General features: G+C 60.7%; 22 protein-coding genes. 8 read left to right on the top strand and 14 right to left on the bottom strand.

All coding sequences use genetic code 11. The features are described from left to right. Positions 1-147 precede the first annotated feature (147 nt). The gene (ubiG, locus tag C7U61_RS16330; RefSeq protein ID WP_106999148.1) at positions 148-900 is read left to right on the top strand and encodes a bifunctional 2-polyprenyl-6-hydroxyphenol methylase/3-demethylubiquinol 3-O-methyltransferase UbiG; all 753 of its coding nucleotides are present in this window, start codon (positions 148-150) and stop codon (positions 898-900) included. A 36-nt stretch (positions 901-936) separates the two neighbouring features. On the opposite strand, the gene C7U61_RS16335 is transcribed toward ubiG, so the two are convergent. Genes C7U61_RS16335 through C7U61_RS16355 form a run of 5 tightly spaced genes read right to left on the bottom strand, consistent with a single transcriptional unit; the run spans position 937 to position 3,896 of the window. Continuing rightward, positions 937-1,524, bottom strand: a complete 588-nt coding sequence (locus C7U61_RS16335) for a DUF3291 domain-containing protein (RefSeq protein ID WP_106999149.1) — start codon at positions 1,522-1,524, stop codon at positions 937-939. Beyond that, a complete protein-coding gene (locus C7U61_RS16340) occupies positions 1,524-1,952 on the bottom strand; it encodes a DUF1178 family protein (RefSeq protein WP_106999150.1) in 429 nt (142 codons plus the stop codon). Before C7U61_RS16340 ends, C7U61_RS16335 begins: the two co-directional genes overlap by 1 nt. After that, positions 1,949-2,806 carry a carbon-nitrogen hydrolase family protein gene (locus C7U61_RS16345; protein WP_106999151.1) on the bottom strand — a complete coding sequence of 286 codons (858 nt, stop codon included), beginning with the start codon at positions 2,804-2,806 and terminating at the stop codon, positions 1,949-1,951. Before C7U61_RS16345 ends, C7U61_RS16340 begins: the two co-directional genes overlap by 4 nt. Positions 2,807-2,830: 24 nt before the next feature. Then, positions 2,831-3,088, bottom strand: coding sequence for a glutaredoxin 3 (grxC, locus tag C7U61_RS16350; RefSeq protein WP_106999152.1), 258 nt, complete (start codon positions 3,086-3,088; stop codon positions 2,831-2,833). Positions 3,089-3,119: 31 nt separating this feature from the next. Continuing rightward, positions 3,120-3,896 carry a ComF family protein gene (locus C7U61_RS16355; protein WP_106999153.1) on the bottom strand — a complete coding sequence of 259 codons (777 nt, stop codon included), beginning with the start codon at positions 3,894-3,896 and terminating at the stop codon, positions 3,120-3,122. 116 nt (positions 3,897-4,012) lie between these two features. On the opposite strand from C7U61_RS16355, the gene C7U61_RS16360 reads away from it, so the two are divergent. Next, positions 4,013-4,897, top strand: a complete 885-nt coding sequence (locus C7U61_RS16360) for a methyltransferase domain-containing protein (protein WP_106999154.1) — start codon at positions 4,013-4,015, stop codon at positions 4,895-4,897. A gap of 9 nt (positions 4,898-4,906) precedes the next feature. On the opposite strand, the gene C7U61_RS16365 is transcribed toward C7U61_RS16360, so the two are convergent. Beyond that, positions 4,907-5,089 carry a Flp family type IVb pilin gene (locus C7U61_RS16365; protein ID WP_106999155.1) on the bottom strand — a complete coding sequence of 61 codons (183 nt, stop codon included), beginning with the start codon at positions 5,087-5,089 and terminating at the stop codon, positions 4,907-4,909. Positions 5,090-5,267: 178 nt separating this feature from the next. Next, on the bottom strand, positions 5,268-5,585 hold the full coding sequence (locus C7U61_RS16370) for a hypothetical protein (RefSeq protein ID WP_015341285.1): 318 nt from the start codon (positions 5,583-5,585) through the stop codon (positions 5,268-5,270). 385 nt (positions 5,586-5,970) lie between these two features. Here C7U61_RS16370 and C7U61_RS16375 point away from each other — a divergent pair, with 385 nt between their 5' ends. Continuing rightward, on the top strand, positions 5,971-6,297 hold the full coding sequence (locus C7U61_RS16375; protein ID WP_106999156.1) for a hypothetical protein: 327 nt from the start codon (positions 5,971-5,973) through the stop codon (positions 6,295-6,297). A 66-nt stretch (positions 6,298-6,363) separates the two neighbouring features. Here C7U61_RS16375 and mutT read toward each other — a convergent pair whose 3' ends face one another. From mutT to C7U61_RS16395, 4 genes are all read right to left on the bottom strand, one after another. Then, on the bottom strand, positions 6,364-6,777 hold the full coding sequence (gene mutT, locus C7U61_RS16380; RefSeq protein WP_106999157.1) for an 8-oxo-dGTP diphosphatase MutT: 414 nt from the start codon (positions 6,775-6,777) through the stop codon (positions 6,364-6,366). Further along, the gene (locus C7U61_RS16385) at positions 6,774-7,583 is read right to left on the bottom strand and encodes a GNAT family N-acetyltransferase (RefSeq protein ID WP_106999158.1); all 810 of its coding nucleotides are present in this window, start codon (positions 7,581-7,583) and stop codon (positions 6,774-6,776) included. The genes mutT and C7U61_RS16385 overlap by 4 nt, the downstream gene beginning before the upstream one ends. Then, positions 7,564-8,805 (bottom strand): bifunctional glutamate N-acetyltransferase/amino-acid acetyltransferase ArgJ, encoded by a 1,242-nt coding sequence (argJ, locus tag C7U61_RS16390; protein WP_106999159.1) that lies wholly within the window; start codon positions 8,803-8,805, stop codon positions 7,564-7,566. The genes C7U61_RS16385 and argJ overlap by 20 nt, the downstream gene beginning before the upstream one ends. Positions 8,806-8,867: 62 nt before the next feature. Continuing rightward, positions 8,868-9,791 carry a peptidylprolyl isomerase gene (locus C7U61_RS16395; RefSeq protein ID WP_106999160.1) on the bottom strand — a complete coding sequence of 308 codons (924 nt, stop codon included), beginning with the start codon at positions 9,789-9,791 and terminating at the stop codon, positions 8,868-8,870. A 246-nt stretch (positions 9,792-10,037) separates the two neighbouring features. Between C7U61_RS16395 and secA the strand changes: the two genes are divergently transcribed. After that, the gene (secA, locus tag C7U61_RS16400; protein ID WP_106999161.1) at positions 10,038-12,758 is read left to right on the top strand and encodes a preprotein translocase subunit SecA; all 2,721 of its coding nucleotides are present in this window, start codon (positions 10,038-10,040) and stop codon (positions 12,756-12,758) included. Positions 12,759-12,966: 208 nt separating this feature from the next. Here the strand turns inward: secA and C7U61_RS16405 are convergent, their stop codons facing one another. Next, a complete protein-coding gene (locus C7U61_RS16405; RefSeq protein WP_106999162.1) occupies positions 12,967-13,596 on the bottom strand; it encodes a glutathione S-transferase family protein in 630 nt (209 codons plus the stop codon). Positions 13,597-13,841: 245 nt separating this feature from the next. On the opposite strand from C7U61_RS16405, the gene C7U61_RS16410 reads away from it, so the two are divergent. Next, complete coding sequence (locus tag C7U61_RS16410; protein WP_106999163.1) at positions 13,842-15,257, top strand: lipopolysaccharide biosynthesis protein; 1,416 nt, start codon at positions 13,842-13,844, stop codon at positions 15,255-15,257. A gap of 2 nt (positions 15,258-15,259) precedes the next feature. Beyond that, the gene (locus C7U61_RS16415; protein ID WP_106999164.1) at positions 15,260-16,531 is read left to right on the top strand and encodes a GNAT family N-acetyltransferase; all 1,272 of its coding nucleotides are present in this window, start codon (positions 15,260-15,262) and stop codon (positions 16,529-16,531) included. Here the strand turns inward: C7U61_RS16415 and C7U61_RS16420 are convergent. Beyond that, a complete protein-coding gene (locus tag C7U61_RS16420) occupies positions 16,518-18,158 on the bottom strand; it encodes an AMP-binding protein (RefSeq protein WP_106999165.1) in 1,641 nt (546 codons plus the stop codon). The genes C7U61_RS16415 and C7U61_RS16420 overlap by 14 nt on opposite strands. A gap of 253 nt (positions 18,159-18,411) precedes the next feature. On the opposite strand from C7U61_RS16420, the gene C7U61_RS16425 reads away from it, so the two are divergent. Together C7U61_RS16425 and C7U61_RS16430 are read left to right on the top strand one after the other, a co-directional pair. After that, a complete protein-coding gene (locus C7U61_RS16425; RefSeq protein WP_106999166.1) occupies positions 18,412-19,392 on the top strand; it encodes an aldo/keto reductase in 981 nt (326 codons plus the stop codon). Positions 19,393-19,729: 337 nt separating this feature from the next. Next, positions 19,730-20,524 (top strand): class I SAM-dependent methyltransferase, encoded by a 795-nt coding sequence (locus C7U61_RS16430; RefSeq protein WP_106999167.1) that lies wholly within the window; start codon positions 19,730-19,732, stop codon positions 20,522-20,524. A gap of 1 nt (position 20,525) precedes the next feature. Here the strand turns inward: C7U61_RS16430 and C7U61_RS16435 are convergent, their stop codons facing one another. Beyond that, positions 20,526-21,110 (bottom strand): TetR/AcrR family transcriptional regulator, encoded by a 585-nt coding sequence (locus C7U61_RS16435; protein ID WP_106999168.1) that lies wholly within the window; start codon positions 21,108-21,110, stop codon positions 20,526-20,528. Between the last annotated feature and the right edge of the window lie 5 nt (positions 21,111-21,115).

Genomic DNA, 21,115 nt, shown 5'->3' on the forward strand with positions numbered 1-21,115 from the left:
TCGCGCCTCTCGATCGAGGTATCCCACAGCTGATCGAAGGCCGCAGGCCCTTGACATCGCGCATCGATCGTCCGACTTCACCCTACGGATAGAATTATTGCGTGCAGTCGTCCGAACATTCGAACGACGCAAATCTCGGAGCGAGCCATGAACGAAACGGCAAAGAGCACGATCGACCAGAGCGAAGTGGACCGTTTCTCCGCCATGGCGGCGGAATGGTGGAGCCCCACCGGCAAGTTCAAGCCGCTGCACAAGTTCAACCCGGTGCGCCTCGCCTATATCCGCGACCGCGCCTGCGAGAATTTCGACCGGGATCCGAAGAGCAGCCGGCCGCTGGAAGGCCTGCGCGTACTCGATATCGGCTGCGGCGGCGGCCTGCTGTCCGAGCCGGTCGCCCGCATGGGCGCCACCGTCATCGGCGCCGACCCTTCGGAAAAAAATATCGGCATCGCCTCGACACACGCAAAAGCCTCCGGCGTTCCCGTCGACTACCGCGCCGTCACCGCCGAACAATTGGCCGAGGCCGGCGAGACCTTCGATATCGTGCTCAACATGGAAGTGGTCGAGCATGTCGCCGACGTCGAATTCTTCCTGTCGACCTGCGCGAAAATGGTGCGACCCGGCGGCCTGATGTTCGTTGCGACCATCAACCGCACGATGAAGGCCGCGGCCCTTGCCATCTTCGCCGCCGAAAACCTCCTGCGCTGGCTGCCGCGCGGCACCCATCAGTATGAAAAGCTCGTGCGTCCGGAGGAGATCGAAAAGCCGCTTGCCGCGAGCGGCCTCGAGATCACCGCCCGCACCGGCGTCTTCTATTCGCCGCTGCAGGACCGCTGGAATCTCTCGAAGGACATGGATGTCAACTATATGCTGTTGGCGAAACGGGCGAATCTGAGCTGATCGCGCATCTGCAAACCTTTTTCAGGCCTTCGCGCTTCAAACCTTCAATGTCAGCACATGCGCCAGCAACTCGGTCTGACCCACAGCGTTAAGAGCAGCGATCTCCTTGATACGCAGGCGATCGATCTTCTGAGGTCGGCCATCAGGCCCATAGGACTGCTTGAACGAAAAGGCTGTCGGGCTTGCCCCGTGATCATGAAGATGCTCCAGCCGCTCGACGCCATCCTTCCATTCCGGAACGTCCCCCGCATCCACCCACCAGAGGACAAGCGGCGGCCAGCTCTGCCTGACGTTCCAATGTCGTGCGCCCTTCAGGGCGTCCGCATGCACGCCGCTATAGGTGAATGCCATCAGCGATTCGATATCGGTCCAAAGCGACAGGGATGACGGCGCGGTCTGAAAACCGCTGCCCTCGATGAAACGCGGAAAGACCTGCTCTCCCCAGCAAGCCGCGCCGGGCTCGCCGGCATAACCGGAGCGGCCGATGAAACCTCGAGCATGCGCAGCCGCCTCGAAATTCGCCGCTTCTCGCAACCGAAAACTCTCGACTGCATGGCTTTCATAGGCCGCAACATGCAGCCCGAAATTATACATGGCGAGATGCTTGCCCGCGCCCGCCGGCATCAGTTGATATCGTCTGGCAATACGGGAATGGCGGCGATCTCGATACCTTCCTCGACGAGGGCCTGTGCCTCATCCGGCGTCGCCTTGCCGATGATCCCGCGCGCATCCGCCTCGCCGTAATGGATCTTGCGGGCTTCCTCGGGAAACTTCGTGCCGACATCCTCTGCATTGGCCTTGATGGCGTCAACCGCTTCCTTGAGCTTTGCCATCGCCTCCTTGCGCGCTGCGTCCATTGCGAGCGTCTGCATCTCGTCCTTCTTGCGAGCCGTCGACACGGAGGGCGCCATCAGCAGCTTGGAGATCGCAGCCGAGTTGCAGACAGGACAAGTGAGGAAACCGTTTGCGACCTGGCGATCGAAATCGGCACTTTCGGAAAACCAGCCCTCGAACTCGTGGGCATTGTCACAGGTAAGCGAATAACGGATCAAGCAGCGGCGCCTCCAGCCGCCGGCGTCGCGATCTTCTCCAGTGAAAATTCACGCGCATTCTTCAGGTTCGGTATCTTGTCATGGGCTGATTTAACGGCGGCAACGTCGATCTCGGCAATGACGACAGCTTCGCCCGTGCCGCCAGCCGATGCCAGCACCTTGCCCCATGGATCGATGATCATCGAATGGCCGAAGGTCTCACGGCCGTCTTCATGCTTGCCCGCCTGGGCGGCGGCAATGACGAACATCCCGTTTTCGATGGCGCGGGCTCGCAGCAAAATTTCCCAATGCGCCTCGCCGGTCTGCTTTGTGAAGGCGGCAGGCACCGTCATCACCTCGGCGCCGGCAACGGCCTGGGCGCGGAAGAGCTGCGGAAAGCGCACATCGTAGCAGATGGAAAAGCCAAGTTCCGCAAACGGCAGCGACGCGATGCGCGCTTCCGATCCCGCGCGGTAGACGGCGCTCTCACGCCAGCTCTCGCCATTGTCGAGATCGACGTCGAACATATGGATCTTGTCGTAGCGATTGATGAGCTTGCCGTCGGGACCGAAGAGAAAACCGCGATTGGCGATCTTGCCGTCATCGAGCGCAATGGCCGTCGAGCCGATATGCAGATGGATGCCGAGTTCCTTCGCCAGTTCGGAGGCCGTCTTCAGGATGATATCGTTCGGCTCATCCCTCAGCACGGCACGCAGCCCCGGGCGATCCTTTTGCACGGCACCGGTCATCTCCGGCGTCTGCACGTAGATCGCGCCCTGCGAGGCGGCATCCCGCACCAGCCGCGCCATATCAGCCGCATTTTTCACCGGATCGACGCCGGAACACATCTGGACGGCAGCAGCCTTGAAGCTCATCCGTTTCTTCCTCGCCAATATGGATCAGGCAGCCAGCATCGCATCGAGCTTGCCGGCCCGATCGAGCGCATGGATGTCGTCGCAGCCGCCGACATGCTTGCCATTGATGAAGATCTGCGGGAAGGTCGAGGCGCCATTCGCCTTGGCAATCATTTCCTGCCGCATTTCCGGCGAATAGGTGGCGTTGTGCTCGACATAGTCGACGCCTTTCGATTCGAGCAGGGATTTCGCACGGGCACAATAGCCGCAGAATTCACGCGTATAGATAACGACGGATGCCATGATCCACTCCGTAAAAGCCTATATCTGACTGTCATATAAGATGGCCGACGACCCTTGCAAAGGTCAAAACAGTGACATCGGCAGCCCCTGCTTTCTTCAAGGCGCGCGCGGCAGCCGCGACCGTAGCGCCGGTCGTATAAACGTCGTCGACGAGAACGATGCGCCGCCCGAATATATCGGCGGCTCTATGCTCGGAAATGGCGAAAGCACCGCGCACATTGTCCTGCCGCGCCTTGGCTCCCAAACCCACCTGCTGGCTCGTGCGTTTGACGCGCAGCAGTGTTGCCGCCAGCAGCGGCTTGCCCGAAAGGCGGGCGATATGCCGGGCAAGTTCGGCCGCCTGATTGTACTTGCGCGCAAACAGCCGCGCCCGGTGCAGCGGCACCGGAATGATCGCATCACAGGCAGCGACCGTCCCGTCGCTGGCGCGCAGCATCCAGCCCGCCATCATCGGCGCGAGATCGGTGCGATCGCGATATTTCAGGCTGAGAACGAGATCGCGCACGATGCCGTCGTGAACGGCGGCGGAGCGCAGACGGTCGAAGACCGGGGGATCGGCAATCGCCTCGGCGCTCAGAATGCCGGCACCAAGATCATGGGAAAACGGACTGCCCAGTACCTCGCAATAGGGCCGCTCGATGAAGCGAATACCGGACCAGCATGCCGGACAGAGGCCTCGATGTGCGCCCACCGAAACCCCACAGCCCGGACATGCGGGCGGATAGACGAGATCGGCAAGCGCCATCCAAGGCTTTTTCAGCCCGGCGCTCAGCATCGAAAAGGTGATTTCGCGTCCCATCATCCCCATATGATTGAGACTAGCAATTCCAGGAAAAGTGTATAGCGCTTTTCCGTCCGGAATTGCGCAACAGGAATGCGTGTGCCCGGCCACCCGCCGAATTGAGGATAGCGCAGGAAACCATCATGGAAATCGTGTTCGACCAATCGCTGCTTTCGGCCCGCAAGCGCCGGGCGCTAAGACAAGGTGACGCGAAAGCGGCTTTCCTGCTCGACATTGCCGCTGGCGAGCTCGCCGAACGGCTTGCTGTTACCGAGCGCCATTTCGATTCGGCAGTCGAACTGCAGGGGGCGACCGGCATTGCCGCGCGCCTGGCTCTGGCGACGGGCAAGGTCGGTCACCTGAAACGGATCGAAAGTGAGAAGGGTTTTGCTGCCCCCGGCGAGACCATCATCGAGGCGCCGCCGGAGGAACTGCCGCTCACGCCGGAATCGATCAACCTCGTGCTTTCTCCGCTCAGCCTGCATGTCACCAACGACACCCCGGGCGTCTTCATCCAGATCCGCCGCGCGCTGAAGGCCGACGGTCTTTTCCTGGCGGCGATCCCGGGCTCGGGAACCCTGCAGGAATTGCGCGATGTGCTGCTCGCGACAGAGATCGAGCTTACGGGCGGGGCCAGCCCGCGCGTCATCCCCTTTGCCGATGTCCGCGATATCGGCGGTCTCCTCCAGCGTGCCGGCTTTACCCTACCCGTCATCGACGCCGAAACCTATACGGTGCGCTACGACAATCTGTTTGCCCTGATGCGCGACCTGCGCGCCATGGGCATGACCAATCCGTTGGTCGATCGCAGCCGCAAGCCGCTGACGCGCGCCTTCTTTCTGCGCGCGGCCGAGCTCTACGCCGAGCGCTATTCCGATCCGGACGGGCGGATCAGGGCGACATTCTCCATCATCTATGTCTCAGGCTGGGCACCGCACGAGAGCCAGCAGAAGCCGTTACAGCCGGGTTCGGCCAAGGCGCGGTTGGCCGATGCGCTCAAGGTTGAAGAGCACAAGCTCAAACAGTAGGCGATCGCGTCAGTTCTGCGACGCTGCCGAATTCTGTACCGTATTGGATAGAAGATTGAATGTGCTTGAGAGGCTGCCGCCGAAGGCGCCGACACCACTGATGATTGCGGCCGACATCAAGGCTGCAATGAGACCATATTCAATGACCGTGGCACCGGTCTTGTCGGTGAAAATACGCCGAACGGAACGCATAAGCTCGAAGCTCCCAGCATTGGACAACTGATGAATCCGATGCTCGTCATGGCATCCGGCAGGCTATGCTCATGCACTATCAGCATTTCCGCTTTTCTTCGATGCGCGAAACGCTCTGTCTTTTGTTTCCTTACGCATTCCGGACGGAAAACCGCTGCGCACTTTTCCTGGAAATGCGTTATTGGCAGCCGGTATCGGCCCCATAACCCTGGACGATGCAGACCGAACCCGGCTCCTGCTGCAAAACGCTGCGGCGGATCGTATACCGCTTGCCATTTTCCGTCTGCGGGATCGAACCCGTAGCAATATTGTCGATATCCGGCGCGCTTGCAAGCACGCGCGACTTGGATTTGTCCGAGAGCATCGGGGTCAGAATAAGCGAAAGCGCAACCGCCGCCGTGCCGAACAGCAAAGCGATATTCAACGCGCCCGTCCTGCGCGACGTGGAATAGGACTGCTCTTTTTCCTGAACAGCTTTCCAGAAATCGTCGTCCATTATGTCAAGCCTTCTCTAACGCACCCAACAACCGCTTGATTGAGAGAATTCAATGCCAGAAGGTCATAAACGATCTCTTAATATCCACATGTAAATTAATGAGACGTAAAATTCTGGGACAGTATCCGATTCTGACTATACCACTGATATAAAAGGGCTAATTGCCATTAACCATACTTGCGGCATACCGCCTTTACGCATTTCAAACCCTCATTGCGCAAACCCGAAAAAGATCCGCCCGCTACGGAACATCGAATTCGCTTCGCGGGCGCACGCGCTGCGGGAAGATTTCCTCGACACGCCAAATAATAGAGATTGACGCTTGCGCGCCCACGATTTATCGTGGAAGTTGTATTTTGTTATCTTGGATTGTGGGAATTTGCACATGGCAGGTTTGTTCAAGGCGGTTGGCGGTTTGGTGATTGGTATTGCGATCCTGTTCGGGATTGCGACGTTGTTTATTGGAAGTGCGGCTGGCGTAGCGGCAGGGCTGATAGCCGCCCTTTCCTACGCTTTTAGCGGTGCCGGGATTTATGCCTTTGGACTGATGCTCGAACATCTGGAGGCGATTCGCGGTGAGTGCGGCAGGCAATCTGACATGCTCACGGATTTGCTCCGCAGAATGCCGAAGACCGATGCGCCCCCCAGGGAGCCCGGCGTCTCCCACCTCGATCAACTTGCAAAATCAAGTTTCAAATTCAAGGATATCTAAACACGGCGCGACGCCACCGATGGCAGCGTTACCTCAGCCCTTACCTTAAAAAGCTGCCTTAAAAAGCTAAAGCAGATCCTGCAAAAACGGAATCAGCGGCTCGTCGGCCGGCGGCATGGGGTAATCACGCAAAACTTGCGGCCGCACCCATTTGATCGCCTGCCCTTCCCGGCCATGCGGTATCCCCTCATAGCGCCGGCAGATGTAAAGCGGCATCAGGAGATGAAAGGTTTCGTAAGTGTGGCTGGCAAAAGTCAGCGGCGCGAGACAGGCGATTTTCGTCTGGATGCCAAGCTCTTCCTGAAGCTCGCGCACCAGGGTCTCCTCGGGCGTCTCGCCGGCTTCCACCTTGCCGCCGGGAAATTCCCACAGGCCGGCGAGCGATTTTCCCTCAGGACGCTGGGCCAGCAGGATGCGGCCATCCGCGTCGATAAGCGCACAGGCGGCAACGAGAACGATCTTGCGGCCAGCCTCGCTCATGCAGCCCTCGGCGGTTGCCAATAGCGATAACGATAGGCTTCATGGAAGCCGAAACGGACATAGAGCGCCAGAGCCGGCGCATTGTCGGCGCTGACCTGAAGCCAGGCGGTCTTGGCGCTGCGCATACGGGCCCAGCGCAACGCAGAAGTCAGGATTTCGACGCCCAATCCCTTGCGCCGGTGCTGCGGCGAGACTGCAACCGACATGATACCGGCAAGATCATTGTCCTGCACGCAAAGCGTCGTTGCCAAAGGACCGGCTTCGGCATCCTCGATGACGAAGAGGCCTGATGGCGGTTTGATGCCGCTCACCACTTCGGCCAATGCGGGCTTCAGAGCCGGATCGGCCTCATCGACAACGAGACTCGCATCGACAAAGCGGCCGACATCGTGGCTCGGCAGGTGATCCAGCATGTCGGGCAGTTCGAGATCGATGAGATTGGCGGTCATGACGATCGTTTCGTCGAAACACGTCCAGCCGCGCTCCCGCAGGAGATCGATGAGTTTCGGCGAGGCGAGAGGCGTCTCGCGCACGACCATCGGCCTGCCGTAGGCCTCGAACTTGCGCTGTGCTTTTGCCAGCCGGATTTCGAGATCGCGATGATCGGAGGGATCGAGCGGCACGACGGAATTCAGCCGCTTCGACGGATGACCCGCCGTGAGCCGGATCTGCCAGCTGCCATCATATTGCACCGACGAAGCAGGCCATGCCCGAAAGCCGACGGCTTCGAGCCTGCGCACCAGGGGCAGCTTGTTTATCGTGGACTGCGCATGCATCAGCGAGGTATCAGCTCCGGTAGTCGCCATTGATGGCAACATATTCCTTGGTGAGGTCGCAGGTCCAGACCGTAGCGCTGCCGTTGCCGAGGCCGAGATCGACCTTCACCGGAATATCCTGCTGCTTCATGACATTCGAGGCGGCTTCCTCGGAATAGGAAGGGTCGCGCTCGCCGTCGACGGCGACGCGAACGTCGCCGAACCAGATGGCGAGCTTGTCGCGGTCCGCCATTTCGCCCGCCTTGCCGACCGCCATGACGATGCGGCCCCAATTGGCGTCTTCGCCGGCGGCCGCAGTCTTGACCAGCGGCGAATTGGCGATCGAAAGGGCTATGCGCTTGGCGGCCGCGTCATTTTCGGCGCCCGTCACGGTAATCTCGAGCATCTTGGTCGCGCCTTCGCCGTCGCGAACGACCTGGATGGCGAGATCCTTCAAAAGCTCATTGAGTGCCGCACGGAAACCGGCAAGCTTCGGATCGTCGGCACGGTCGATATGCGCCTGGCCGTCGGCTGCGGCGGCACCCGTGGCAAACAGCATCAGCGTGTCCGAGGTCGAGGTGTCGCTGTCGACCGTCATCGAATTGAAACTCGGGCCGACGCCGTCGGAAAGCAGCGTCTGCAGAACGGCAGAGGAGATATCGGCATCGGTGACCACGAAGGAGAGCATCGTCGCCATGTCGGGCGCGATCATGCCGGCGCCCTTGGCAATGCCGTTGATGGTGACCTTGACGCCGCCAATCTCGGCGGTGCGGGTCGCCACCTTCGGATAGGTGTCCGTAGTCATGATCGCCTTGGCGGCCTCGAACCAGAAATCGCTCGTCGCATCCTTGGCCATGGTATCGAGCACACCGGCAAACTTGGCGGCGTCAAGCGGCTCGCCGATGACGCCGGTGGAGGCGAGATAGACTTCGTTTTCACTGCAGCCCACAGCCGCAGCTGCGGACTTGGCCGTCAGCTCGGTCGCCTGGCGGCCCTTCAAACCGGTGAAGGCATTGGCATTGCCGGAATTGACGACGACGGCGCGCGCGCTGCCGTGTGCCAAGTTCTTGCGGCAGAAATCGACCGGAGCCGAAGGGCACTTCGAACGGGTGAAGACGCCCGCAACGGCGGCCGGCTTGTCGAAAACCATCAGCAGGACGTCGGTCCGGTTCTTGTACTTGATACCGGCGGATGCCGTGGTCATGCGCACACCGCGAAGCGCAGGCATGGCAGTAAAGGTTTTAGGAGCGAGCGGAGAGACGGAACCGGACATGAGACCCACCTAACAGGAAAGGGCCTGGAAAACCCAGGCCCTGATTGCTTGACTGCTGTGACTTACTGCTGCGGCTGAGCGTCGGGCGCTGCCGCACCATCGGCGGGAGCAACGGCGTCGTCGGCCGGCGCCGCATCCTGCTGCTTCTGCGCATCGTCATAGGCCTTGCTGAGCGCCGGATCGTTGATGACGACCTTGGTGTCCTGCTTGGCCTTGTTCAGGAGCTCAAGATATTTGTCGCGCATGACGAGCTGACGAACCTGGTCCTTGACCTGGTCGAACGGCGGAGGAGGAGCATTGCGCTTGTCCTCGACCTTGATGATGTGCCAGCCGAAATCGGTCTTTACCGGGGTCTTCGTGTAGGTGCCGACCGGAAGCGCGAAAGCCGCGTCTTCGAATTCCTTGACCATGCGGCCATGGCCGAAATAGCCGAGATCGCCGCCGTCAGCCTTGTTCGGGTCGGTCGACTTTTCCTTGGCAAGTGCGGCGAAATCCTTGCCGGCATCGAGTTCCTTGATGATCGCCTTGGCTTCATCCTCGGTCTTGACGAGGATATGGCGGGCGTGAACTTCTTCCTGCTTCGGCAGGGCTGCGACTTCCTTGTCGTAGCGGGCCTTGACTTCATCGTCCTTGATGGCGTCGGCAACGTGAGCCTTGAAGTAGGCATTGTGCAGCTCGCGGTCGCGCAGATAGGCCATATGGGACTGGAAATCCGGTGTCTGATCGAGCTTCTCGGCAGCGGCCTTCTGCGACAGCAGCTTCACGTCGACCGAGGCCGAAAGTGCTGCGACCTTCTTCTGGTCGTCCGGAAGCTGGCCGAGCTGCGGATCGAGATTGGCGATCGCCAGATCGAGTTCGGATTGATGGATTTCGACATCGCCGACCTTGGCGACAACGGGGTCCTTGGCATCGGCCGCGAAGACCGGAGCCTGGAAGGTAACGATTGTTGCGAAAGCAACCGCAGCAAGCTTGTTATACTTCAACATAAAATAACCCTTCGGTGGTCTCGACCGGCTCGACAGATGTGAATCCGGCGTGAAAAAGCCTTCAGCAGGAGAATGTGGCCTTTCTGTATCGGCCAAATCCCGTTGACATCAATCGACCCCCCTCTTATCTGTCACGCAACCTCGCGTCCAGAACAGTTTCCGGCCGTTTTGTGCTATACTCCCGTTTTTTTCGGGAAGGGATAAAGCAGGAAACGGCAGGATGAAATCTCAGAAAGGACCAGTCACATGGTCAGCCTAGGTGGAATTGCCCGCAAGTTGTTCGGCTCGTCCAACGACCGCCGGGTTAAATCGTTCCAGCCGCAAGTAGCCGCAATCAATGCGCTCGAGCCGGAGATACGGGCGCTGTCCGATGAAGCTCTGGCCGCCAAGACGGTTGAGTTCCGCCAGCAGCTCGCGGAAGGCAAGACGCTGGACGATATCCTCGTGCCGGCCTTTGCAGTGGCGCGCGAAGCCTCGCGCCGCGTTCTCGGCATGCGACCTTTCGACGTGCAGCTGATCGGCGGCATGATCCTTCATTCCAATGCCATCGCCGAAATGAAGACCGGTGAAGGTAAAACCCTGGTTGCTACCCTGCCGGTCTATCTCAACGCGCTGGCCGGCAAGGGCGTGCATGTCGTTACCGTCAATGATTACCTGGCGCAGCGCGACAGCGGCACCATGGGCCGCCTCTACAGCTTCCTCGGCCTGACGACCGGCGTCATCGTCCACGGCCTGTCGGATGAACAGCGCCATGACGCCTATGCCTGCGACATCACCTACGCCACCAATAACGAGCTCGGTTTCGATTATCTGCGCGACAACATGAAGTATGAGCGCGCCCAGATGGTTCAGCGCGGCCACAGCTTCGCGATCGTCGACGAAGTGGATTCGATCCTCGTCGACGAAGCCCGCACGCCGCTCATCATCTCCGGTCCGCTCGACGACCGCTCCGATCTCTATACCACCATCGATACCTTCATTCCCCGTCTGGCGAAGGAGGACTACGAAATCGATGAAAAGCAGCGCTCGGCCAACTTCTCCGAAGAAGGCACCGAGAAGCTGGAAAACATGCTGCGCGAAGCTGGCCTGTTGAAGGGTGAATCGCTTTACGACGTCGAGAATGTCGCGATCGTCCACCACATCAACAACGCGCTCAAGGCGCACAAGCTCTTCCAGCGCGACAAGGACTATATCGTCCGCAACGGCGAAGTCGTCATCATCGACGAATTCACCGGCCGCATGATGCCGGGCCGCCGCTATTCGGACGGTCAGCACCAGGCGCTGGAAGCCAAGGAACATGTGCAGATCCAGCCGGAAAACCAGACGCTGGCGCAGATCACCTTCCAGAACTATTTCCGCATGTACGACAAGCTCGCCGGCATGACCGGTACGGCTTCGACGGAAGCAGAGGAATTCGGCAACATCTACGGCCTCGACGTGATCGAGGTGCCGACCAACCTGCCGGTCCAGCGTATCGACGAGGACGACGAGGTCTATCGCACGCATGCCGAGAAGTACAACGCCATCATCAACGAGATCCTGGATGCTCACAAGCGCGGCCAGCCAGTGCTGGTCGGCACGACGTCGATCGAAAAGTCCGAACTTCTCGCCGACCTCATGCGCAAGCGCGGCTTCTCCAATTTCCAGGTTCTGAACGCCCGTTACCACGAGCAGGAAGCCTACATCGTCGCCCAGGCCGGCGTTCCCGGTGCGGTGACGATCGCCACCAACATGGCCGGCCGCGGCACCGACATCCAGCTCGGCGGCAATCTGGAAATGCGGGTCGAACGCGAACTGCACGAAATGGAGCCGGGTCCGGAACGCGACGAGGCCATTGCCCGCATTGCCGAAGAGATCAAGGAACTCAAGCAGAAATCGATCGCCGCCGGCGGCCTCTACGTCATCGCCTCCGAGCGCCACGAAAGCCGCCGTATCGACAATCAGCTACGTGGCCGTTCCGGCCGCCAGGGCGATCCGGGCCGCTCGAAATTCTACCTGTCTCTTCAGGACGACCTGATGCGCATCTTCGGCTCCGACCGCATGGACGGCATGCTGCAGAAGCTCGGCCTTAAAGAAGGCGAGGCGATCGTCCATCCCTGGATCAACAAGGCGGTGGAACGCGCCCAGAAGAAGGTCGAGGCTCGCAACTTCGACATCCGCAAGAACGTTCTGAAATATGACGACGTTCTGAACGATCAGCGCAAGGTCATCTTCGACCAGCGCGTCGAATTGATGGAATCGAAGGATCTCTCCGAATTCGTCGGCGACATGCGCCATGACGTCATCGAGGACCTCGTTGCTAGACATATTCCGGAGCGCGCCTATGCCGAACAGTGGGATGCCGACGGACTGAAGACGGCTGTCGCCAACTTCTTCGATCTCGATCTGCCCATTCATGACTGGGTCAAGGAAGAGGGCATCGCCGAAGATGACATCCGCGCGCGCCTGACGGAAGCGGTCGAAAAGGCAGCGGCCGAAAAGGCCGAGCGCTTCGGACCCGAGATCATGACCTATGTCGAACGCTCCATCGTGCTGCAGACGCTGGACAATCTCTGGCGCGAGCACATCGTCAACCTCGATCATCTGCGCTCTGTCATCGGCTTCCGCGGCTACGCCCAGCGCGATCCGCTGCAGGAATACAAGGCGGAAGCCTTCGAGCTGTTCCAGGCGCTGTTGAACAACCTTCGCCAGGCGGTCACAGCCCAGCTTTCGCGCGTCGAACTCGTACAGCAGCCGGCCGAGCCGGAAACGCCGCCGATGCAGGCCCGCCACATCGATGCGACGACGGGTGAGGACGAATTTTCCCCGTTCACGCTTGCAAGCGAAAGCTTCGTATCTCCGGAAAATCGCGATCCACGCAACCCCGCCACCTGGGGCCGGGTTGGCCGCAACGAGGCCTGCCCCTGCGGGTCCGGCAAGAAGTACAAGCACTGCCACGGCGCCTTCGAAAGCAGCGAAGTGGTCTGAGGCCCGCAAACCGATAGCAATGAGCAAAAATGCCGCCTTCGGGCGGCATTTTTGCTGGGCAGGATCTGAAACGGGTTATCATCTGATAAATCAGGGCGCCACGAATTCCTTCTCCGCTCGGGAGAAGAAGGACGCGGCGACGCCCTCATTTCATATGTAATTGCTGCCGGATGAGTGGAGTCGTCCCCCAACGAAGAGCCAAACGAGCTCAGACAGCGGAATGCGGATCCTCGCTATAGAGATGGATCGGGTAGCCTGATCCGATGACATCAAGCACACGATCGAACCAAGCCGTAAGTGCTGGATAATCGGCAAGATCGAAGCCGCAATCCGCCGCCTTGTGGGCGTAGGCGTAAACCGCAATATCCGCGATCGAAAACTCGTCGCCAACGAGAAACGTCGTGTTCTTCAGCCCGCGCTCGAGCGCTGCAAGCGCTCGAAGGCCGGCCGAGCGTTTGGCTTCTGCTATGACGGCATTGGAGTCCAGCCGCCCCGCCAGCGTCCAGAAGCGCAGCGTACCGATGACCGGTTCGACATGATATTGCTCGAAGAACAGCCATTGCATGATCTTGGCGCGCCGATAGCGCTCCGCCGGCAGAAACCGTGTGCCATCGGCAATATAGGTGAGAATAGCGTTCGATTCCGCAATCGTTCGCCCATCCTCCAGTTCGAGCACGGGAATGCCGCCTGCCGGATTGAGCTCGAAGAAGGCGTCTGTGCGCCCCTCACCTTCGAAGATGGATACCAGGCGGGTCTGGTAGGGAATATCGAGCAATCCGAACAGAACTCTCGCTTTCCAGCCATTCTGCGACGGCAAATAATCGTAAAGTGTGAGCATGAAATCCTCCTCCGATAGACCCTGGATTCTGCATGCCGGCCGAACCGCGGCCACCCGTTTCCTGAGGCAGCGGCATGACGCTGTCCCAAGGGAGATTGCGCCTCATGATTGCTTTCAGGATCGATCGATAAGCAACCCGCCATTTCGGGAAAGCCATTTTATAGGATGCAAGAACTGATTCTTAACTCTCCTCTGCCAAGACTATCGCGAGTTTGGGATCATACTTAAAGTATTGCGTATCTATCATGGCGGTCTTTCAAACAGCGGAAAGAATGTTGCCGTCCGCTTTGCGGGCCGCCCTATCGCCGTGTCTGCGCAGGATCAGCATCCTGCTTGCCGGTCAGGACGAGAAAGCCGCCTCGCAACGGATGGCGCTCACAGCCTTCGCCATCCGCGTCGCGGGCGCCGCCCTCGCCTTTCTCTCGCAGATCATCCTAGCACGCCTCATGGGCCGCTTCGAATACGGTATTTTCGTCTTCGTTTGGGTTCTGATGATCCTGTTCGGCAATCTCGCCTGCCTGGGCTTCCCGACGGCCATCATCCGCTTCCTGCCGCAGTACGACGCCAGCGGCAATTACAATGCCATTCGCGGTCTGAACACCACGGCACGCCGGTTCGTGGTCGCCGTCTCGGGGACGCTGGCGCTGATCGGGGCACTCTTGCTTTTTGCCTTTCGCGGCATGGTCGAGCACTACTACGTGATGCCGGTTTTCCTCGGTCTGATTGCCGTGCCGATGATCGCGCTCGGAGATGTGCTGGATGGTACGGCCCGCGCCAAGCACTGGCCGATCATGGCGCTCAGCCCAACCTTCCTCATCCGCCCGACGCTGATCCTGCTCTTCATGGTGGCTGCGATCCTCGCCGGTGCGCCCCGCGATGCCGTTACCGCCATGGCCGCGGCGCTCGCCGGTGCCTTCACCAGCGTCCTGCTGCAATATCTCGCAGTGACGCTCCGTCTGCGCCGCCAGTATCCGAGAGGTCCGAAGGCCGTGGAATTCAATGCCTGGACCGCCGTCGCCCTGCCGATCTTCCTGGTCGAAGGCGTGGGATACCTGCTCACCAACTCGGACGTCATCGTCGTCGGCATTTTCCTCGATCCGGATGAAGTCGCCGTCTATTTCGCAGCGGCAAAAACGATGGCCCTGGTGCTCTTCGTCTCCTTCGCCGTCAGGGCGGCCATCGGACCGCGCTTTGCCGCGATCCTTGCCGAAGGCGATCGGAGCAAGCTCGCAGCCTTTGCGACGGAGGCGACACGCTGGTCCTTCTTTCCGGCGCTCGCCATCGGCCTCGTGGTACTGGCGGCGGGGCAGCTTCTGCTCTCGCTGTTCGGCGCCGCCTTCGCGGAGGGACAGATCGTAATGGCGATCCTGCTTGCCGGCATCCTCGCAAGAGCGCTGGTCGGCCCTGCCGAAGTGCTCCTGACCATGGCGGACAAGCAGATGCTCTGCGTCTATCTCTATGCTGTGGCGCTTGTTGCCAATGTCGGGCTTAACGTCGTGCTCATACCCAACTTCGGCATCGAAGGTGCGGCAATTGCCGGCGCCACCGCCATGGCAATCGAAGCCCTGCTCCTGCACGTCGTCGTCCGCCGTGCACTCGGCATCAGCCTGTTTGCCCTTACGCGGCGTCCGGCGGTGCCATCAGCAGCGAGGACTTTCTGATCATGGCACGTCCTCCTCATATTGAAACCACCGATAGCCAAGTGAACGCCCTCACTCATACGCTCGCGGCGCTGCACTTCGAAACGCCAAAAGCCGAAGCGCGGGTCGAGGTCGGCCGCGCCGGGCGCGAACTCTGCCTCTATCCCGGCAAGCTCGGCTATGAGCTGCAGGATGAGCTCGACTTCCTCTCCAACCGCGCTATGGAACCGAACGTCTTCTTCTCGGGCCGCTTCCTGGCACCCGCCATGCCGCGTCTCGAGGACCGGCAGGTGCGTCTGGCACTGATGCGTGACAACAGCAGCACGCGCAGCCGCATCCGTCTTCTGATGCCCTTCACAGTCGACAAGCCGGGTTTTGCGATCGGCCCGTCGATCATCCGCGTCTGGTCGAATTCCTTCGGCCCGCTCGGCACGCCTTTGCTCGATTCCGAGGATGCCGGCGAAACGCTCGACAACCTCTTCGAGGCACTCTCCCGATCGGAACTGCATCTGCCCACTACGCTCGTATTGCCGGATGTCCGGCTCAACGGTCGCTTCGTCCAGATGGCCAAGGTCATTGCCATCGGCCGAAACCTGCCGATCGCCATTGCCAATCCGTTCCAGCGTCCGATGCTCCAGAGCAACGACGACGCGCTCACCTATCTCAGGCGGACGATTTCCAACGCGCATCTGCGAGAAATGCGCCGCCAATGGCGACTTTTGGAAAGCCATGGCGAGATCAGCTACAGCGTCGCCCGCCAACCCCGCGATATTCATGGACGCATGGAAGAATTTTTGGCGCTGGAGGCAAGCGGCTGGAAGGGCAGGAAGCGCTCGGCGCTCGTCACCGATCGCCATCATGCCGCCTTTGCCCGCGAAGCGATTTCCAACCTTGCGGCAATCGACGCGGTGCGCATCCACACCATCGATCTCGACGGCAGGGCCATCGCCTCGATGATCGTGCTCATTATGGGCGGCGAGGCCTATACCTGGAAGACCGCCTATGACGAAACCTATGCCCGTTTTTCGCCGGGCAAGCTGCTGATGGGGGAACTGACGGAATGGCATCTGGACGATGCCAACGTCGTCCGCTCCGATTCCTGCGCCGTGCCGGATCATCCGATCATGAGCCGCTTCTGGCATGAACGCGAGGACATGGGCACGCTGATCGTCGGCCTGACGCCGAACGGCGACCGCGACGTGCGCCAGGTGACCACGCAGCTGCATATGTATCGCAGCACGCGCAACATGGCGAAGCTGCTGCGCGAAAAGATCCTGTCGCTTACGAAACGCTGACTTCGGCAATTGCCTTCTCGCGCAGAAGGCGGCGGATCACCTTGCCCGAGGTCGTCAGCGGCAAAGCATCGACGAATTCGATTTCGCGCGGATATTCGTGCATGGAAAGCCGGGTCTTCACCCATTCCCGAATATCGGCGGCCAATTCTGCGCTCGGCTCGCGGCCGGGCACGAGGACCACATAGGCCTTGACGATTTCCGTTCTGACCGCATCCGGCTTTCCCACCGCCGCGGCAAGCTGCACGGCGGGATGGCCGCCGAGGCAATCCTCGATCTCGCTCGGCCCGATACGATAGCCGGACGAGGTAATGACATCGTCGTCGCGCCCCACGAAGGAAATATAGCCATCCGCGTCCTGCCGGCCGATATCGCCCGTCAGCAACCAGTCATGGGCGAATTTCGCCTCCGTCGCCGCCTCATTCTGCCAGTAGCCGAGAAACATCACCGGATCGGGCCGCCTTATGGCGATCTGCCCGCTCTCGCCCACGGGAACCTCGATACCCTCGGCATCGACGATCGCCACGCGATGGCCGGGCACCGGTTTGCCGGTCGCGCCGGCACGGCTGACGCCGAAGGCCTCGCTGGAAGAGAGCACGAAATTGCATTCAGTCTGGCCGAAGAACTCATTGACGCTGACACCGAGCGTAGACCGCGCCCATTCGAAGGTTTCGCGGCCGAGCGCTTCGCCGGCCGAACCGATGGTGCGCAGCTTGAGATCGTACCGGACACGCGGATTGTCGACGGCCTTCAAAAGCCGCAGCGCCGTCGGCGGGATGAAGGCATTGCGCACCTCCATCTCGGCCATGATGCGGAAGGCCATATGGGGGTCGAACTTCTGCGCGGGGGAGGAAACCACGGGAACGCCCAGCATCAGGCTCGGCAAGAGCGCATTCAGAAGGCCGCCGGCCCAGGCCCAATCCGAGGGCGTCCAAAGCCGGTCTTCGGACTTGGGAAAGCCCTCATGGGCGAACTGCATGCCCGGAATATGCCCCGGCAGAACGCGATGGCCGTGGAGCGCCCCTTTGGGCGGGCCGGTCGTGCCCGAGGTGAAGATCATCATTGCCGGATCGTCCGGGCCGGTGTCGGCGATCTCGAACCAGGGCGGGTGCGCCGCGATAAGCTCGGCAAAACCGGCAACGCCATCCTCGGCGCCATCGATACTGATCACTTGTGCGAGTTCAGGCAGGCGGTCTCGAATCGGACGCAGCCGTTCAAGACCGAAACGGTTCGTGACGATCGCCGCCGCACCGGCTGCCTTCAGCCGGTATTCCAACGCCTCTGCGCCGAACAGCAGGGCCAGCGGCAGGGCGATCGCCCCCATCTTGTAGATCGCCACATGCGCCACGACCGTTTCGAAACCCTGCGGCAGCAGCAGCGCGACCCGATCTCCCGCCCGCACGCCCAGCGAGGCAAGCGCATTGGCAAAGGAGGCGGAGCGATCCCGCAACTCGCCATAGGTCATGGAAAAGTGATTGCCGTCCGGATTGAAATGCTGAAGGCAGATCCGGTTGGGTTCGCGCTCGGCCCAGGCATCGCAAACAGCATGTCCTATATTGAATTTCGCCGGAATCTCCCAACGAAAGTCGCGATAGAGGGCTTCGTAAGTATCACACGGGGGCAATTTCATGCGGAATTCCAAAAATTGTGCGGCGCAGCTAACACCTGTCGCCCGCAGGGTTCAAGGAAACATTTGAGTTTGCCGTCTTCCCTGCCAAATGATTTGCCTTATTTATTGAAGAATACTTCGAAGCTCTTCACGAACTGACGCACCGATCGGCGGTAAGCCTGACCGCCGGATTATTTTGGTGACGCACGCATTCCGCCGCTCTCCAGGCGGCGGGCCTCTTTGCGCCGGGTAATCGAATGGACGGAGAATATCGATGGAATACGTAAAGCTTGGCCGGACCGGTCTGGAAGTCTCACGCATCTGCCTGGGTTGCATGACCTATGGCGACCCCAACAAGGGCACGCATGCCTGGTCGCTGAAGGAGGAGGACAGCCGCCCGCTGCTCCGCCAGGCGATCGAGGCCGGCATCAATTTCCTCGATACGGCCAACACCTATTCCAACGGCTCGTCGGAAGAGATCGTCGGCCGCGCCATCAAGGATTTCGCCAAGCGCGACGATATCGTGCTCGCCACCAAGGTCTTCAATCGCATGCGCCCCGGCCCGAACGGCGCCGGCCTCTCCCGCAAGGCGATCTTCGACGAGATCGACAACAGCCTTCGCCGCCTCGGCACCGATTATGTCGATCTCTACCAGATCCACCGCTGGGACTACACGACCCCGATCGAGGAAACGCTGGAAGCGCTGCACGACGTCGTCAAGGCCGGCAAGGCCCGCTATATCGGCGCCTCCTCCATGTACGCCTGGCAGTTCGCCAAGGCGATCTACACCTCCCGCCTTCATGGCTGGACCGAGTTCGTCAGCATGCAGGATCACCTGAACCTGCTCTATCGCGAAGAGGAGCGCGAAATGCTGCCCTTCTGCGAGGACCAGAAGATCGCCGTCATCCCCTGGAGCCCGCTCGCCCGCGGCCGGCTCACCCGCGACTGGGACGAAACGACGGCCCGTACGCAATCCGACGAATTCGGCAAGACACTCTATACCCAGGCGCTCGAAGCCGACCGCAAGATCGTCGATGCCGTCGGCGCAGTCGCCAAGGCGCGCGGCATCCCGCGCGCGCAGGTCGCAACCGCCTGGATCCTGCAGAAGAGCGCCGTCACCGCCCCGATCATCGGCGCCTCCAAGCCCGGCCACATCACGGATGCAGTCGCTTCCCTGGAAGTTAAATTGACGCCAGAGGAAATCGAGGCGTTGGAAAGCCCCTATGTTCCGCATGGGGTTGCCGGGTTCAAGTGATCGAAGATCTACGGATGGTCAGGTTGGTGATATTGCGGCTACTTGCCTAGCCCCTCACTCCTCTTCCGGCAAAGCAATCCGCATATGAAATGAAGTGGTTGCCGAGCAACTCCTTCTCCCCAGCGGGGAGAAGGTGGCCCGAAGGGTCGGATGAGGGGGACGGGGCTGGCCGACCTGAATTCATGGACTTTCCTGCTCTCGGCAAGCCCCTCATCCGCCTGACGGCACCCTCTGAAGCCGATTGGCCACGCGGCAAATCGCGCAAAAGTGACTTCACGAGCAGGTCATAGTTGGGGCTTAACAGATCGAGGTTCCTTTCCCCCGAGGATGATATCCGATGATCACAGTTCCCTTCGAAGCGCGGCGCTTTCAATCGACCGCGGCCTATTACCTGCGCTATCGCATCCCCTATCCCGACAGGCTGATCACCCGCGTCGCCGAGCGCAGTGGGCTGAAGCCCGGCGATCATGTGCTGGATCTCGGCTGCGGCCCCGGCCAGCTCGGCATTGCCTTCGCGCGGCTGCAGGGCGCCGCCGTCACCGCCATGGATCCGGAACCGGAAATGCTTGCAGAAGCCGCGCTCGGCGCGAAGACAGCCGGCGTCGACATCAGCATCCGGCAGGGTTCCTCCTATGATCTCGGCCCCGATATCGGGAACCTGCACCTCTGCGTCATGGGCCGCTCTTTCCACTGGATGGACAGACCGGCAACGCTTCAAGCACTGGACAGGCTGATCGAGCCGGGCGGCGCCGTCGCCCTCTTTCACGATAAAGGCATTTTGGCGGAGCCGGATTGGCGCGGCATCCTCGAGCCGCTGATGGAAACCTATTCGCCCGAGCGCAGCGCGGAGCGGCAGATGCGCCGGAGCAAGGAATGGGCGCCGCATGAAGCCATGCTGCTCGCCTCGCCCTTCCACAATCTCGAACGGATCGGCATCGTCTCGGAGTACACCAGAGATATCGAAGAGATCGTCGGCCGCATCTTCTCGATGTCATCGACCTCGCCGCAGGCGCTGGGCGACAAGGCGGCCGATTTCGAAGCGGCACTCCGCGCCGAGCTGCTGGCGGTCGCGCCCGACGGCAAATTCAGGGAGGTCGTCGAGGCGAACGGGCTGCTCGCCTTCCGCGACTAGATCAGCTGTTTTCGTTACCCCGCGGCGAAAGCTCCTGCCGGGTCGCCGACAGGAATTCCTGCGACAATTCGGGATTGTCCATCGCGCGCGCCAGGATGACGGCGCCGACCATGGCGGAAAGGCTGGCAAAAGCCTTGCGCCGGCGTTCCTCCGGCGTTTCGCCGGGCACAATCTCCTCAAGCACCTCGACCAGCCCCATGAGACCGCCGGTGAAAGTGGACTGCATCTTGGGGCCGTGGCGGCTGACCTCCTGTGTCAGCGCCGCAAAGACACAGCCGGTCGCATGCTCCACAACGTTGCGATGCGAGAGATAGTGGGCAAGCAGCGCTTCCAGCGGCTGGTCGGGCGAGCTTGCCGCCACTTCCTTCCAGCGCTCCAGCGAACGGGCCACCAGCGCCTTGCTCGCTTCGCAGGCAAGCTCGTCCTTCGAATCGAAATGTCCGTAGAAGCCGCCATGCGTCAGCCCCGCCGCCTTCATAATCTCGGCGACGCCGATGCCGTCGAAACCCTTCTCGCGAAAGAGCTCGCCTGCCACGGCAAGGATCTTCTCGCGATTCTCGGCGAATTTCTCCCGGCTCACTCTCATCAAAA

This window comes from Rhizobium sp. JAB6 (genome assembly GCF_003024605.1).
Lineage (GTDB): Bacteria > Pseudomonadota > Alphaproteobacteria > Rhizobiales > Rhizobiaceae > Rhizobium.

What these genes read in the sequence shown, in the direction of transcription:
- ubiG (WP_106999148.1), top strand. Translation starts at nt 148, where the DNA reads ATGAACGAAACGGCAAAGAGCACGATCGACCAGAGCGAAGTGGACCGT.
- C7U61_RS16335 (WP_106999149.1), bottom strand. Translation starts at nt 1,524, where the DNA reads ATGCCGGCGGGCGCGGGCAAGCATCTCGCCATGTATAATTTCGGGCTG.
- C7U61_RS16345 (WP_106999151.1), bottom strand. Translation starts at nt 2,806, where the DNA reads ATGAGCTTCAAGGCTGCTGCCGTCCAGATGTGTTCCGGCGTCGATCCG.
- grxC (WP_106999152.1), bottom strand. Translation starts at nt 3,088, where the DNA reads ATGGCATCCGTCGTTATCTATACGCGTGAATTCTGCGGCTATTGTGCC.
- C7U61_RS16355 (WP_106999153.1), bottom strand. Translation starts at nt 3,896, where the DNA reads ATGGGGATGATGGGACGCGAAATCACCTTTTCGATGCTGAGCGCCGGG.
- C7U61_RS16360 (WP_106999154.1), top strand. Translation starts at nt 4,013, where the DNA reads ATGGAAATCGTGTTCGACCAATCGCTGCTTTCGGCCCGCAAGCGCCGG.
- C7U61_RS16365 (WP_106999155.1), bottom strand. Translation starts at nt 5,089, where the DNA reads ATGCGTTCCGTTCGGCGTATTTTCACCGACAAGACCGGTGCCACGGTC.
- C7U61_RS16370 (WP_015341285.1), bottom strand. Translation starts at nt 5,585, where the DNA reads ATGGACGACGATTTCTGGAAAGCTGTTCAGGAAAAAGAGCAGTCCTAT.
- C7U61_RS16375 (WP_106999156.1), top strand. Translation starts at nt 5,971, where the DNA reads ATGGCAGGTTTGTTCAAGGCGGTTGGCGGTTTGGTGATTGGTATTGCG.
- mutT (WP_106999157.1), bottom strand. Translation starts at nt 6,777, where the DNA reads ATGAGCGAGGCTGGCCGCAAGATCGTTCTCGTTGCCGCCTGTGCGCTT.
- C7U61_RS16385 (WP_106999158.1), bottom strand. Translation starts at nt 7,583, where the DNA reads ATGGCGACTACCGGAGCTGATACCTCGCTGATGCATGCGCAGTCCACG.
- argJ (WP_106999159.1), bottom strand. Translation starts at nt 8,805, where the DNA reads ATGTCCGGTTCCGTCTCTCCGCTCGCTCCTAAAACCTTTACTGCCATG.
- C7U61_RS16395 (WP_106999160.1), bottom strand. Translation starts at nt 9,791, where the DNA reads ATGTTGAAGTATAACAAGCTTGCTGCGGTTGCTTTCGCAACAATCGTT.
- secA (WP_106999161.1), top strand. Translation starts at nt 10,038, where the DNA reads ATGGTCAGCCTAGGTGGAATTGCCCGCAAGTTGTTCGGCTCGTCCAAC.
- C7U61_RS16405 (WP_106999162.1), bottom strand. Translation starts at nt 13,596, where the DNA reads ATGCTCACACTTTACGATTATTTGCCGTCGCAGAATGGCTGGAAAGCG.
- C7U61_RS16410 (WP_106999163.1), top strand. Translation starts at nt 13,842, where the DNA reads ATGGCGGTCTTTCAAACAGCGGAAAGAATGTTGCCGTCCGCTTTGCGG.
- C7U61_RS16415 (WP_106999164.1), top strand. Translation starts at nt 15,260, where the DNA reads ATGGCACGTCCTCCTCATATTGAAACCACCGATAGCCAAGTGAACGCC.
- C7U61_RS16420 (WP_106999165.1), bottom strand. Translation starts at nt 18,158, where the DNA reads ATGAAATTGCCCCCGTGTGATACTTACGAAGCCCTCTATCGCGACTTT.
- C7U61_RS16425 (WP_106999166.1), top strand. Translation starts at nt 18,412, where the DNA reads ATGGAATACGTAAAGCTTGGCCGGACCGGTCTGGAAGTCTCACGCATC.
- C7U61_RS16430 (WP_106999167.1), top strand. Translation starts at nt 19,730, where the DNA reads ATGATCACAGTTCCCTTCGAAGCGCGGCGCTTTCAATCGACCGCGGCC.
- C7U61_RS16435 (WP_106999168.1), bottom strand. Translation starts at nt 21,110, where the DNA reads ATGAGAGTGAGCCGGGAGAAATTCGCCGAGAATCGCGAGAAGATCCTT.